The following is a 13,163-nucleotide window of genomic DNA, read 5'->3' on the forward strand; positions in this document are numbered from 1 at the left end:
CTATCGGCGCCCGTCTTCGGTCGGATGTCGGAAGGTCCGAGGTCGGAAATGAACAAATCGGAGTCTCGCAGGAAGGCGGCGTCGCTGCGGCAGCGACAGATCCGCTCGAAGGCGTTCTCGCCGCAAGCCGACAGCCCCAGACCGCTGTTCGTAGCCGATGTCATGCTCGGTCGCCTGGCCAAATGGCTGCGCATCGCCGGATTTGATGTCCTCTACTCCAACCGCTTTACGGACGATGAGTTGGTGGCCTTGTCACGCCAGGAGGGTCGAATCCTGCTCTCCCGCGACACGCGTCTCCTGGTACGCAGAGCCGTGGAGCGGTTCATCTTTCTCGAGAGTGAGACCATCCAGTCTCAGCTGAAGCAGGTGTTCCAGGTTACCCGCACCACCTGCTTGCCGGGCATCCTGACCCGCTGCCTGTCCTGCAACGACGCCTTGCTGGAAATCCCGCGTGAAAAGGTGCGCGGAAAAGTTCCTGCGTTCGTGTACGAGACTCAGGCCAGTTTCAAGTGCTGCCCGAAGTGTGGCAGGATCTATTGGGCCGGAACCCACCGCCAGTCTATTCTGCGGACCTTTGAAAAACTCATCTGTGGACCGATTATAAGTCAACGTCCTCCTCGAAGTTGAGGCTATCGGAGCAGTTGAGATTCTTTGCTGGTATCATTGCGCACAGGAGGATCGGAATTGCTGACGGCGGCGCAAAAACAGGAGGTGTTGAAGTTTGTCCGCGGGCTTGAAGCCCGGACATTCACTTTCCGGGACGTAGTGCGATGGCTGGACCTTGACAGCGATGAGCGGCGCAATCTGCAGCGCTATCTGGATGAGCTTGATTCCCAAGGCATCATTCACCGCATCAAGAGGGGCCAGTATGCACTCCCGTCCAGAGAGGCTCTGGTTTCCGGGATTCTGATCTGCCACCGTGACGGGTACGGATTCGTGCGACTCGAAGACCGCTCGAAATACGGCCAGGACATTTTCATTCCCTCCAGGAACATGGAGGAAGCCCTGCACGGAGATCGGGTGTTGATCAAGGTGATCAGGAAGAAACGTGTCTCCAGACCGGGCCGCCACCCACACCCGGACGCAGGCAAGCCGGAAGAGCGGCTCGAAGGCACGGTGCTGCGCGTGCTGGAACGCGCACACCCAAGCATCGTGGGGCGCTACTACGAGCATCCGCGCTTTCCCATGGTTGTGCCCCTCGACACGCGCATGTTCCAGGACATCCTGATTCCACCCCAGCAGAGCAAGAACGCCAGAAATGGTCAGGTAGTGGTGGTAACCCTGCTGATGCCTCCGGGAAAGAATCAGAGCCCGCGCGGGCGCGTGATCGAGGTCCTGGGATATCCAGGCGACAAGGACATAGAATACAAAATCGTAGAGCATAAGTACGGCCTGCCGGTGGAATTCAGCATCCGGACTGAAGAGGAGGCGGCCGCGATTACGGACCGCGTGCTGGAGCAGGATTGTGCGGAACGCGAAGACTTTCGTGACGAGACGGCAGTGACCATTGACGGTGAAACCGCGCGCGACTTCGACGACGCCGTCACTCTCGAAAAGCTGCCTTCCGGACACTTTCTCCTTGGCGTTCACATCGCAGACGTCTCGCACTACGTGCGCGATGACACCGCCCTCGATGCCGACGCCTATACCCGGGGCACGTCTGTATACTTCCCGGATCGCGCCATTCCGATGCTCCCGCCCAAACTGTCGAACGGAATCTGCTGCCTGAAGCCCAATGAGGACCGGCTTGTTTTCTCTGTGATCATGGAAATCGACGGGCATGGCCAAGTCATCCAGAGGCGTTTTACTGAAGCCGTTCTTCGCAGCCGCGCGCGCATGACCTACACCTCCGTGGCGCGGATCCTGGTGCAGAGAGATCCGTCAGAACGAAGCCGTTATGCCCAGCTCCTGCCCCTGTTCGAAACCATGGAAGAACTCTGCATTATTCTGTCCGGGAAAAGGTACCGCCGCGGCGCCGTGGATTTCGACCTGCCGGAAGCGGAAATTGAGTTTGACCGGAACGGGCGGGTGATCCGCGTCGTTCCCGCCGAACGAAATATCGCCCACCGCATCATTGAAGAGTTCATGCTGCTCGCCAATGAAACCGTGGCGGAGCGGTTGACCGAATCAGGCGGGCCCGCGCTCTATCGAGTTCACGAAGAGCCTGATCCACAGAAGGTGGAAGATTTCGCGGAGTTCGCCGGCGCGCTGGGGCACCGCCTCGAAAGCCACAACGGCCAATACCGCCCCCGCGATTTCCAGAAGTTCGTTGCCCGACTCGAGGGCAGAACCGAGGGTCGGTTCCTCGCCTACCTGATGCTGCGCTCTTTCATGCAAGCCCGCTATTCGGCTGAAAATCTGGGGCACTTCGGACTCGCCACATCCGAGTACACCCACTTCACTTCCCCCATCCGGCGTTATCCCGACCTGATACTCCACAGGCTCCTGAAGGAGTGCCTCAGGAAGCATCCTTCGGAAGCGTGGCAGGCAAAAATGTCCGCACGGCTGCCTGAGATCGCTGCCTGGATGTCGGCGCGCGAGCGCAATGCCGGCGAGGCGGAGAGAGAGATCGAGAAGATCAAGAAAGTGCAGTTCATGGCCGACAAAGTCGGTGACGAATTCGAGGGCATCGTCTTCTCGGTCATTCGCCAGGGATTTTTCGTGGAGCTGCTGGAGCACTACGTGGAAGGATTCGTCCCTGCAGGCACACTCATCGACGATCGTTACTTCTACCAGGAAGACACCCATTCCTTTGTCGGCGAGCGCCTCCATCGCCGCTTCGCGCTTGGATCCAAAGTCGTGGTGCGCCTGGACCTTGCCGACCAGGAAACCTGCCGGCTCACATTCTCGGTTGTACGTGTGCTCGGGTGAGCAATCATCGGCCGTCGCCGATCCGCTCGGCCAGGAATCTCGGTTTTTGGCAGGCCATGCCATTCAGGCGGAATGGCCGACATCCAAAATCAGAGAAGCGCCTGGGCCAGTGCTCCCAGCAGGAGTCTCTCCTGGGCAGGAAATACCGTGCGCAGGTCGAGGAGAATCCTGTCGTCCTCCACGCGCACGATGATGGAGGGATGCTGCAAACGGAGATGCTGCTCGATGCTGCGGGCAGAGTGCCGATCCGACACGACCGCAAGCAGCACCGTCTCAAGGCTGGAGTCGGGGCAGGAGCCGCCGCCGACGACCGAGCTCCCATCCTGAAAAACGGCGCGCACCCCTTCGGGAAGCCTCGGCGTGAGCGCGCGCAGAAAGCGGCCGCACCTGCGCCGGAGCTCTCGTCGAGATATCGACAGCAGGCGCAGCACCGGGATTTCCAGGAAAGCCTGTCCCGTACGGTAGCTTGCCAGAGTCGCCTCGAGCGCTCCGTAAACGAGCTTCTCCACGCGCAAAATGCGCATGAGCGGATTCCTTCGGATCATGTCGAGCCAACGGCACAACCCGGCAATGATGCCGGCCTGAGGTCCGCCGAGAAGCTTGTCGGCACTGAAGCAAACCAGGTCGGCGCCGGCCGCGATGCTGTCCTGCGCCCGTGGTTCATCGGCAATACCATAGGGCCGGAGGTCGACGAGGCAGCCGCTGCCGATGTCCTCTACCAAGGGCAACTGGTGGCGGTGCGCAAGGTCGATCAACTCCGGCAAGCCGGGCCTCTCCGTAAATCCGCGAATGCGGTAGTTGCTCGGATGGATGCGCAGAATCATCCCGGTATCGGGCCCGATGGCGGCCTGGTAATCGCCGATCCGCGTCTTGTTGGTGGTGCCCACCTCGCGCATTCGGGCGCCGCTGCGCGCCAGAATATCCGGTATGCGGAAGGAGCCTCCGATTTCAATCAGCTCACCCCGTGAGATCACCACCTCTTTCCCGGAGGCCAGAGTATTCAGGATCAGGAAGACGGCCGCGGCGTTGTTGTTGACCACGGTAGCGGACTCGCAGCCCAGCACTTCGTTCAAGACGGGCTCGATCAGCAGGTCGCGATGAGATCGAGCACCCGCCACCAAATCATACTCGAGGTTAGTGTAATGAGCTGCGACTGCCGATAAGTTCTTTTGGGCCGAAGCCGAAAGTGGCGCGCGACCCAGGTTTGTGTGCAGAATGACTCCAGTCGCGTTCACAACCGTCACCAAGGCAGGGCGCAACCGTCGCTGCAGTCTCTGCTCCAGCTGCAGTTCGAGACTGGCCAGATCGATCGGGGTGTCTGTAGTTGCGTTACCTGAGCGCAGAGCGGCCCTAACCAGATGGAGCAGGCCATGGATCTCGGAGACGACAAAGCCGTGGCTGGTGCGGCTGACCCAGGCCGCCACCGTGGGCCGCAGCAGAAGCTGATCGACTGCCGGAATCTGGCGCAGCAGCTCCTGCAAAGCGTTCTGATCTTGAGCCATTGCGCCATTTCAACACAGCCCCGGAGGGCTGTCAATCTTGACACCCGAAATATAGCCGTGAAAAACAGAAAAACGGGACACAGCAATTCTACGGTTTTGATCTGGCTTGGACGCAGGGCAGCAGACCGAAAATCGGATTATCCCCTTTATCTGGGTTTTCGGGTGTCTGGTGATATTAACTTGGACAGAGGCGGGGCTTAACCAAAGTGTACGATGACGACCTGACCCTCCTGGACGAATCGATCCGCCGTTTGAAGGTTGAGTACGATATCTTCTTCGTCGGCAACCGCAAGAGGGCTCCCGACGACCTGCGAATGCGCGTTGAAAAGCTGGTCAAGCGGCTGGCCGAGGCCGTCGACATGAGCTTTTCCCAACGATTCCGGTATAATACCTTGATCGCGCGCTTCTATGTCTACCGCGATCTGTGGCGGCGCACCCAGCAGGAGCGCGAATCTGCAGAAGGGCTCCAGGATGTTCCGGGACCCTCCTCATCCTCCGATACACAGGCCGATTCCTCGCACCGACGAGTTCAGATCTCGATCAGCGATCCTAAGGCTGAAGCAGACAAAGTACGACACTTGTACGACGAGTTGCTTCGCATGAGGGGAGATCATACGAAGGAGTCGCCCAGCATCTCCTACCAGCAGTTCGCAAGCTACATTGCGAACCAGACACAGGGCATCAAAAAGAAGTATCAATGCGCGAGCGTCACTTTCCGGATTGCACTTGAGGAAAAAACACTCAAATTCACGGCCAAGGCGGACAACAGCGCGTCAGGCTGAAGCTTGTTGCTGTTGCTGCTGCTGTTGCGATTCCAGCCTTACCACATTTTCTGCTTGGGGGCCGCGAGGCCCCATTTTGATGTCGAACTCGACGGCTTCACCCTCCCGTAGAGTTTTGTATCCCTTCTCGCGAATCGCACTGTAATGAACGAAGACATCAGCTCCGGAATTCTGTGAGATGAATCCGTAGCCTTTTGTATTATTGAACCATTTCACTGTGCCGGTGATTCTGGCCATGCTTCCCCTCCTAACGCCGCAATCGCAGACGACAGGGCCCAAATCACCCTAAGTCCGCCGGACATTAGAGATCTTAATGTGCAATTACCAATTTTGATCCAGCCTATTAGAGGCTATTCGCCATTGTCAAGGGGAAAAATGTACTTTTATTCCCCCCGGTGGATCGTATACTATCCGCTGCGATTGAAAGGGCAATCCAAAAATGTCAGGCGGCGGGACGATGCGCGCCAATCAGCGATGGCGCCGTCATCGAGAATGGCTCCGCCTGCTACAATCACGCCGGCGTCGCAAGCCGGACTTGGGGAGCCGGCGCGCAACCTCCGGAATCAAATTTCACCGATCCAGGGTTGGCGATAAAGATGTCACAAATTAGTATTCTCTAATTAAGGAGGCTGCCTTGATTTCGATCCGACGTGCACTGGTGAGCGTCTCTGATAAGACGGGCCTTGCGGAGTTGGCACGCTATCTGCACGACAGCAACGTGGAGCTGCTGTCAACCGGCGGAACCGCCAAATTCTTGCGAGGTCAGGGAATTCCGGTGGTCGAGGTGTCGGACTATACCGGTTTTCCGGAGATTCTCGATGGCCGCGTGAAGACGCTCCATCCCAGGATCCATGGCGGGCTGCTCGCGATCCGCAGCAGCGCGTCGCACCTGGAACAGATGCGGGTGCAGGGTATCCAGCCGATCGACTTGGTTGTGGTGAACCTCTACCCGTTCCGCGAAGCCGCCGCCAGGGAGGGCTCGAGGTTCCCGGAGGTCGTGGAACAGATCGATATCGGCGGACCCAGCATGATACGGTCTGCCGCCAAGAACAGCGACTCCGTCGCCGTTCTGACCGATCCGCGTGATTACCCATGGATTCTTCAGGAGTTGAAGGCACACAACTGCAGCCTGGGCGCCGCCACCAGGTTCATTCTCGCCCAGAAAGCTTTTGCTCATACCGCGTCATACGACGGTGTCATTGCGGCCTATTTCTCTGAAAGGATATGGTCGGCGCAAGGTCCCGTGAAGGCCGGACAGGGCTTGCCACCCCTTGATATCCTTGCCTTGCAGAAGGTCAAGGATCTCCGCTATGGAGAGAATCCTCATCAGCGAGCCGCGCTTTACGAGCGGATTTCACAGTCGCGTACCGGGGTCGCGGGAGCCGACGTACTCCAGGGGAAAGAGCTCAGTTACAACAACTTGCTTGACTCCGACGCAGCCTGGGGCCTGGTGTGCGAGTTCGACCGGACAGCGGCCGTCATCATTAAGCACACCAATCCTTGCGGAGTGGCTCAGGCCGACGGCCTTCGTGATGCCTACGTCATGGCCCGCGAGTGCGATCCCGTCTCCGCCTTCGGCTCGGTCGTGGCCTTCAACCGCAAGCTGGAGGACGATGTTGCCAAAGAGATTGCGGCCACCTTTGTCGAGGTCGTGCTCGCCCCGGACTTTTCCGAAAAGGCACTGGAATTACTCCAGACCAAGAAAAACCTGCGGCTCTTGCGCATGCCGCCACAGGCTCCTGCGCCGCTGGAGCACCGCGAAATCCGCGGCGGATTCCTGGTGCAGGATCGGGATCTCCATTCATGTTCGGCTGGCGCGTGGTAAAGCACGTCAAGTCGAACGCCATCGTCCTCTGCGACACCACGCGCACACTCGGCGTCGGTGCCGGACAAATGAGCCGCGTGGACTCCGTAAGGCTGGCAGCTCAACGCGCGGTGCTGCCGCTGCCTGGATGCGTCATGGCCTCGGACGCTTTTTTCCCGTTTCCGGATGGAATTATCACCGCGGCCGGGTATGGAGTGAAGGCAATCATCGAGCCGGGTGGGTCTGTGAAAGATGCCGAGGCGATCGAAGCCGCAGATGCCCACGACATGGCAATGGTCTTCACCGGCATCCGCCATTTCCGGCATTGAGGGATACAATTTCAATTCCTTAGCGGGGAGAGACCCGATGCTCATGGTCCTCGATGTGGGGAATACGAATACCGTCCTGGGTGTATACCGGCAGGATGAGCTTCTTCATTGCTGGCGCCTGGCCACGGAGCGCGATCGAACTGCAGACGAGTGGGGGATTCTGCTGCGCACGCTTTTCAATCTGGGCGAAATCTCGACGGGAGCCGTTTCGGCCATTGTGATCTCTTCTGTGGTGCCGCCGTCCTGCCCTGCCCTGGAAGAAATGGCCTTGAGGTACTTTGGAATTCAGCCGCTGTTCATCGATCCCACTATGGACATGGGCATGCCGGTGCGCTATCACCCTCCTGAGGATGTGGGCGCGGATCGGATCGTCAACGCGGTGGCGGCCTACGAACAATTTGGCGGTCCTGCCATCGTGGTGGATTTCGGCACCGCAACCACGTTTGACGCAATCTCGGATCATGGCGAGTATCTCGGGGGCGTGATTGCTCCCGGTATCGGAATCTCCGCCGAGGCGCTCTTTCTGAAGGCCGCACGCCTGCCGCGGGTCGAGGTGCGGCAGCCGCGCAAGGTCATAGGCGATTCAACGGTCGGCAGTATCCAGTCTGGCCTGTATTGGGGGTACGCCGGGCTGGTGGACGGAATTCTGCGGCGCATGAAAGAGGAACTCGAAGGAGCACATGTGGTCTCGACCGGCGGACTTGCTGAACTGATTTCCCCGGCATGCGAGGAAATCGATTCCGTGGACAAGAACCTCACCCTGGAGGGAATGCGCCTGATTTACCAGCGTCTGAAGAAATGACTTCGGAAGGAGTCAGGAGTCAAAATAGAGGAACCGATTCCCGTCAATGTCCGCAAAAGGCACATGTCGCCAGAATCCCCTTTGGCATTGGCCGGGGCTTGCATTCAGTCCACGGAATAAACTGCAATTCGCTCTCTCCTGACTTCTGACTCCTGACTTCTTGTTTCATAATAGGGCCGACACATTTTTCGCCATGAACTACTACAACTACTTCACCGAGATCGAAGAACATTTCGTCCGGCGACGGGGCAGGCACCTTTTCGTCTCCCCCATGGACTGGAGTCTGATCGCCACCTGGCGTGATTCCGGGGTGCCGCTGCACGTCGCTTTGCGTGGCATTGACCGGGCCATGGACGGTTTTTTCGCCAAGCAATCGCGCAGCGATTCGAGAGTCAGCACCCTGTTTTACTGTCACGCGAGCGTGATGGAAGAGTATGCACGCCACCTGGACTCGCATCTGGGTGAGGAGCCGGCAGAACGGGCCGGCACCGCAGCCGACGCTCCACGGGCGCCATCGGAAGAGTTGGAGGGACCGGACAAGAAGACCATTCTCGAGTTCCTCGCGGCAAGAATTGCGGAAATAAAAGCGCTGTCCGGGAAACAATCTATAGGGCAAGGCGCGTCGGGAGAAGGAATCGACAGGGTCGTGCGGCGCCTCGAGGAGATCACACGCGACCTCGAAACGGAGAACCAGGTGGATTTCGAAGCGCTGGATCGGGACCTGGCCATTCTTGACGAGACGCTCGTCGGGGAGTTGCACGCCACGATAGCAGCGGAGCAGATTGCGGCGTGGGAGCTGGAGGCCAGGAAGGAGTTGAAGATCTACCGCAAGAAACTGCCCAAGGAGACCTACGAAAAGATTCTGGAGAACTTCCTGCGCACGAAGATCCACCGGTATTTCGCGGTGGGCGAGTTAAGCCTCTTTCACATGTAGGCTGAGTCTTGCCGGGACCGGGCGCCAGCCGAAGCTCTGGCTCTCAGGTTAAGTTGGAGGGGCCGCACACCCGGCTGGATCGGATGGAATCACAGTCATGAAACGCAACGATCGCACTGCCGCTGCCTCCGAGCGCTTTGAGCTGGAGATTGAAAAACTCGTCTTCGGAGGCGACGGATTAGGGCGGCACAAAGGTAAGGTAGTCTTCGTCCCCTTCACCGTTCCGGGTGATCGGGTCGAAGTCCGCCCCGTCGAGCGCAAGAAGGGTTTCATCCGCGCCGCGGTCACGCGGATATTGCAGCCGGGACCGGGACGACGCGACCCTTGCTGCCCGCATTTCGGAAAGTGTGGCGGCTGTCAGTGGCAATGCCTGGACTATGCCCTCCAGGTCGAGACAAAGCGGAAAATCCTCGAAGAGCTGTTTCACCACCACTTCCCCGAAACCAGGAAGCTGCTGATCTCCATGACGGCCTGTCCGGAGCCGTTCGGCTACCGATCTCGCGCCCGACTGCAGTTGCGCGGCGCCGGGGCGCAGTCGGTGGTCGGGTTTTTTCGCCACCGCTCGCACACCGTCGAGGACGTGAGCGTGTGCCCACTGCTGCAGACGCCACTCAATGAAGCATTGGACAGTGCGCGCAGCGCTCATCGAGAAGGGCGTTTCGGGTCGGGGGAGAAGGAGCTGGAGCTCGCATGCGCCGGGGATGGAAGATGGGTTTGGGCAGAGGCCGGGCCGGCGGAGCCTGCTGCCGGAGAGCTGCCTGAGGATGTTCTCTTGAGGCAGGTCGGTGAATTCGTCTACGCCTCGGCCGCCTCCGTCTTTTTCCAGGCGAACGGCTTTATGCTTGGCGAGCTGATCGCGGCGGTGCGGGATCTGGCGGAACGAGGAAAATCTGCGCTGGATCTCTTTTCGGGGGTCGGTTTCTTCTCACTCCCACTGGCCCGGTGTTATCACAACGTCGTCTCTGTGGAATCCAGCCCATATGCCCACCGTCTCTCCGTCAGAAACGCCTTGAGCGCCCGCCTCGAAAATATCCAGGCGGTGTGCGCCGATGTGCGGGATTGGGTGCACGCCATCGGTTCGGTCTCGGCGCCCGCATTTGACCTGATTCTGCTGGATCCTCCCCGCACCGGAGCGGGGCTGGAGGTCATGAAACGTCTTGCGGAGTGGGTGCCTGAAACCGTCGTCTACGTCTCCTGTGATCCACAGACATTGATCAGAGATCTGGCCGGGCTGCCTGCGCGCGACTATCGGATTGATTCCATCGCAGGCCTGGACATGTTTCCCCAGACTTTCCACTGCGAATCAGTCGTGCGCCTGAGACGCCGCTGACTCATTCGCCTTGGAGTGCGGCAGCCTGCCGGCGCCTTTGCCCCGGCGCAGGCGCGATGGCTTGGACGTGAATGCCTGCCAACGCGTAAGCAAGCTTGCGCGCGCCAAGGATTGTTATGCCGGGTCACTGGGGAGAAGTGCCATTCGCGGCATTGACGGCATGCCTGGCCGGTGGGATCGCGGCTTCAACCCTGCTCCTCCAATACAGCTTTGCAGCGCTGGCACTCGCCACGGGCACCTTCATCTGCGCGGCGTTCCTCGCTTTCGTCAGGGGCCGGTTGAACCTGTGCCTGGGTCTGGTGCTGTGCGCACTCGCGCTGGACGGGCTCCTGCTCGGGTTGGCAGACCGGGACGGATATGCCCGCGACGACGTGCGCTCCTTGCTGTCGTGCGGGTCCCTTCAGCCCGGTGAACAGGTCATGCTCGATGCCTGCGTGCTCGAGGATAGCTTCCAGCGCGGTCCGGACGTGGTAACGACCATCGAACTGCGCGGCTTGCGCCGCAAGGATGTGTGGATCACCGCCAGGGGCAGAGTGCAGCTCAGGGTCGCTGTGCCCGACGATCCACAAGTTCCCGGAGCAGCGCTGATCTATGGCGACAGGGTGCGGGCCTGGGCCGAATGCGACCTGCCGCGAAATTTTCAGAATCCGGGTTCGCCCGATCGTGTCAGCCTGCTGGCACGGCGCGGGATTCATCTCCTGGCCCGGGTTAAATCGCCTCGGCTGCTCGAAATCCTGCCCCGGGACTTCGGTACCCCCTGGGATCGTGCCACCGCGGCGGTGCGGCGCTCTCTCCATCGGCAACTCCTGAGATTGGGGCAGGAGGGAAATCCGCAGAGGGCGGCTGTCCTGTCCAGCATCGTTCTCGGTGATTACGTGGAGCTTTCCGGCGAGACGCGCGCCCAGTTTCAAAACGCCGGGACCTATCATGTCCTGGTGGTATCCGGCCTGCATGTGAGCACAATCGCCTGGATCCTCATTCAGCTGTTTCGGCTCCTGCAGGTGCCCGCCGCCGGCGCGCGGCTGCTGGCTGCATCCGGTATCCTGTTTTTTACTTGCCTGGTAGGCTTTCAGGCCAGCATCACGCGGGCGCTCTGGATGTTCACGCTGTACCTGATCGGCCAGAGCCTCTTTCGCCGGTCATCCCCGGCAAACATCGTCCTCGCTTGCGCGTTTCTGCTGCTGTGCGCGCGTCCCGGATGGCTCCAGGACGCCGGATTCCAGCTGTCTTTCCTTTCGGTCACGGCCATTGTCTTGATGGGGCTGCCCGCCATTGAGCGGGCGCTGCGTCCGCTGTTGGACCCTATGCGACATGCCGGCGACCCCGAAAGGTTGCACCTGCAGACGGGGAAATGGCAGTCGCAGGGGCGCCGCCTGCGGTTTCGGGCCGAAGTGCTCGCAGAAGCCTGCGCCGACCGGTTTCATCCGAGGCTGGAGCGGGTTATGCGGGCTTCGTTCCGGGCGGCCGCCACCATCGGATTCATGATCGGGAGCATGCTTTTGATATCGATCTCCGTGCAGGTCTGGCTCGAGCCGGTGCTTGCTTATTATTTCAACCGGTTGAGTTGGGTGGCACCAGCAGCAAACCTGGCGGTGGTTCCCCTCTCTTCTCTGGTGCTGGCGGCGGGCATTGCTGCCGAAGCGCTAACGAGTGTGGCGCCCTCGGCGTGGCCGGCTTTCCGTATTGCCGGCATGTCTGCTTCGCTGCTGCTGGACGCCAACCGCTGGTTCTCTGCGCTCCCGGGTGCATGGCTGCGTTGCCCGACTCCATCGGGTCTCTGGGTTTTCGCAGGATTCCTCCTGGTTTTTCTGTGGTGCTTCCTCCGGTGGCGCCATTTGTGGATTGCCTGCGCGTTCGTGGGATTAGAGATCGCCGGCTTGTCACTGGCCGAATTGAGGATCCTGCCTCCAGCCGGCATCGCTCTGCTCCCGACTTCGCGTGGCGCGGGCCGCGCCGGAAATGCCCCCCTGCTCCGGTTGTCCTTTCTCGATGTCGGCCAGGGCGATTCCATGGTCATCCAGTTCCCCGACGCACGCGTCTGGGTCATCGATGCCGGCGGGCTTCGCGTGGACGCTACCAAACTTGAAGATGCGAACCCTTTCGATATCGGTGAAGCCGTCGTCAGCCGGTTTCTGTGGTCACGATGGATTGTAGCCCTGGATCAGGCTGTCTTGACGCATCCACACCAGGATCATGCCGGAGGCATGCCGGTACTGTTACAGAACTTTCCTGCAGGCCGCCTGGGCTACGGGGATGCCGGCGATGAACCGGTTCAGGCGCGTGTTCTTGAAGCAGCGCACGCGGCCCGGGTGCCCATTCGCGCCATCACGGCAGGAGAAGAGTACCACCTGGCAGGCGTGGTCGTGCGCACTTTGAACCCTCCGGCAGGCAGACCTGCCCGCTCTCTGAACGATGTTTCTGCGGTCATGCGCCTGGAGTTCGGCCGCTTCTCCGCGCTGCTGGCCGGAGATCTGGAGGGATCCGGCGAAGCGGTAGTCCTGTCGGGCGCAGCAGAGTTGCACAGCCTTCTGCTGAAAGTCGCACACCATGGCAGCCGCAGCGCCACGCTCGATCGTTTTCTCGATCGCGTGCGGCCCCGTTGGGCCGTGATTTCCGCAGGACGGAAAAACCCATTCCAGAATCCGTCCCGGGAAACGCTGCTTCGTCTCCTGCGCCATGGAGCAAGGCCGCTGCTCACGATGGACCAGGGCGGCATTTTCCTGGAAACCGACGGCACCCGATACACCCTGAGCAGCTACGCCCTTGGGGTCCTGGAACAAGGTGTTCTGGAAAGCGATTGACGACTGAA

9 protein-coding genes and 1 pseudogene are annotated in these 13,163 nt (G+C 60.1%); 8 read left to right on the plus strand and 2 right to left on the minus strand.

Going from position 1 to position 13,163, the window contains the following annotated elements:
* The first annotated feature begins 48 nt into the window (after positions 1-48).
* Positions 49-627, plus strand: a complete 579-nt coding sequence (locus LAP85_16055; GenBank protein ID MBZ5497918.1) for a Mut7-C RNAse domain-containing protein — start codon at positions 49-51, stop codon at positions 625-627.
* Positions 628-684: 57 nt separating this feature from the next.
* Positions 685-2,871 (plus strand): ribonuclease R, encoded by a 2,187-nt coding sequence (rnr, locus tag LAP85_16060; GenBank protein MBZ5497919.1) that lies wholly within the window; start codon positions 685-687, stop codon positions 2,869-2,871.
* Between the two features lie 89 nt (positions 2,872-2,960).
* Here the strand turns inward: rnr and selA are convergent, their stop codons facing one another.
* Positions 2,961-4,373 carry an L-seryl-tRNA(Sec) selenium transferase gene (gene selA / locus LAP85_16065; protein ID MBZ5497920.1) on the minus strand — a complete coding sequence of 471 codons (1,413 nt, stop codon included), beginning with the start codon at positions 4,371-4,373 and terminating at the stop codon, positions 2,961-2,963.
* A gap of 206 nt (positions 4,374-4,579) precedes the next feature.
* Between selA and LAP85_16070 the strand changes: the two genes are divergently transcribed.
* Complete coding sequence (locus LAP85_16070; GenBank protein MBZ5497921.1) at positions 4,580-5,155, plus strand: hypothetical protein; 576 nt, start codon at positions 4,580-4,582, stop codon at positions 5,153-5,155.
* On the opposite strand, the gene LAP85_16075 is transcribed toward LAP85_16070, so the two are convergent.
* Complete coding sequence (locus tag LAP85_16075; protein ID MBZ5497922.1) at positions 5,147-5,392, minus strand: cold-shock protein; 246 nt, start codon at positions 5,390-5,392, stop codon at positions 5,147-5,149. The genes LAP85_16070 and LAP85_16075 overlap by 9 nt on opposite strands.
* 397 nt (positions 5,393-5,789) lie before the next feature.
* Between LAP85_16075 and purH the strand changes: the two are divergent.
* The 5 genes and pseudogenes from purH (at position 5,790) to LAP85_16100 (ending at position 13,155) form a co-directional block, all read left to right on the plus strand.
* A pseudogene (gene purH, locus LAP85_16080) lies at positions 5,790-7,288 on the plus strand (bifunctional phosphoribosylaminoimidazolecarboxamide formyltransferase/IMP cyclohydrolase).
* A gap of 37 nt (positions 7,289-7,325) precedes the next feature.
* Positions 7,326-8,090 (plus strand): type III pantothenate kinase, encoded by a 765-nt coding sequence (locus tag LAP85_16085; GenBank protein ID MBZ5497923.1) that lies wholly within the window; start codon positions 7,326-7,328, stop codon positions 8,088-8,090.
* A 160-nt stretch (positions 8,091-8,250) separates the two neighbouring features.
* On the plus strand, positions 8,251-9,024 hold the full coding sequence (locus LAP85_16090; GenBank protein ID MBZ5497924.1) for a hypothetical protein: 774 nt from the start codon (positions 8,251-8,253) through the stop codon (positions 9,022-9,024).
* A gap of 97 nt (positions 9,025-9,121) precedes the next feature.
* Positions 9,122-10,354 carry a class I SAM-dependent RNA methyltransferase gene (locus LAP85_16095; protein ID MBZ5497925.1) on the plus strand — a complete coding sequence of 411 codons (1,233 nt, stop codon included), beginning with the start codon at positions 9,122-9,124 and terminating at the stop codon, positions 10,352-10,354.
* Between the two features lie 116 nt (positions 10,355-10,470).
* Entirely contained in the window at positions 10,471-13,155 is a 2,685-nt protein-coding gene (locus LAP85_16100) for a ComEC/Rec2 family competence protein (protein ID MBZ5497926.1), read from the plus strand.
* The last annotated feature ends 8 nt before the right edge of the window (positions 13,156-13,163 follow it).

The sequence above is a fragment of the Terriglobia bacterium genome, assembly GCA_020072565.1.
Taxonomy (GTDB): domain Bacteria; phylum Acidobacteriota; class UBA6911; order UBA6911; family UBA6911; genus JAFNAG01.

Excerpts from the sequence above, each read along its gene's own strand:
- LAP85_16095 (MBZ5497925.1), top strand. The coding sequence starts at position 9,122 with ATGAAACGCAACGATCGCACTGCCGCTGCCTCCGAGCGCTTTGAGCTG.
- selA (MBZ5497920.1), bottom strand. The coding sequence starts at position 4,373 with ATGGCTCAAGATCAGAACGCTTTGCAGGAGCTGCTGCGCCAGATTCCG.
- LAP85_16075 (MBZ5497922.1), bottom strand. The coding sequence starts at position 5,392 with ATGGCCAGAATCACCGGCACAGTGAAATGGTTCAATAATACAAAAGGC.
- LAP85_16100 (MBZ5497926.1), top strand. The coding sequence starts at position 10,471 with ATGCCGGGTCACTGGGGAGAAGTGCCATTCGCGGCATTGACGGCATGC.
- LAP85_16085 (MBZ5497923.1), top strand. The coding sequence starts at position 7,326 with ATGCTCATGGTCCTCGATGTGGGGAATACGAATACCGTCCTGGGTGTA.
- LAP85_16055 (MBZ5497918.1), top strand. The coding sequence starts at position 49 with ATGAACAAATCGGAGTCTCGCAGGAAGGCGGCGTCGCTGCGGCAGCGA.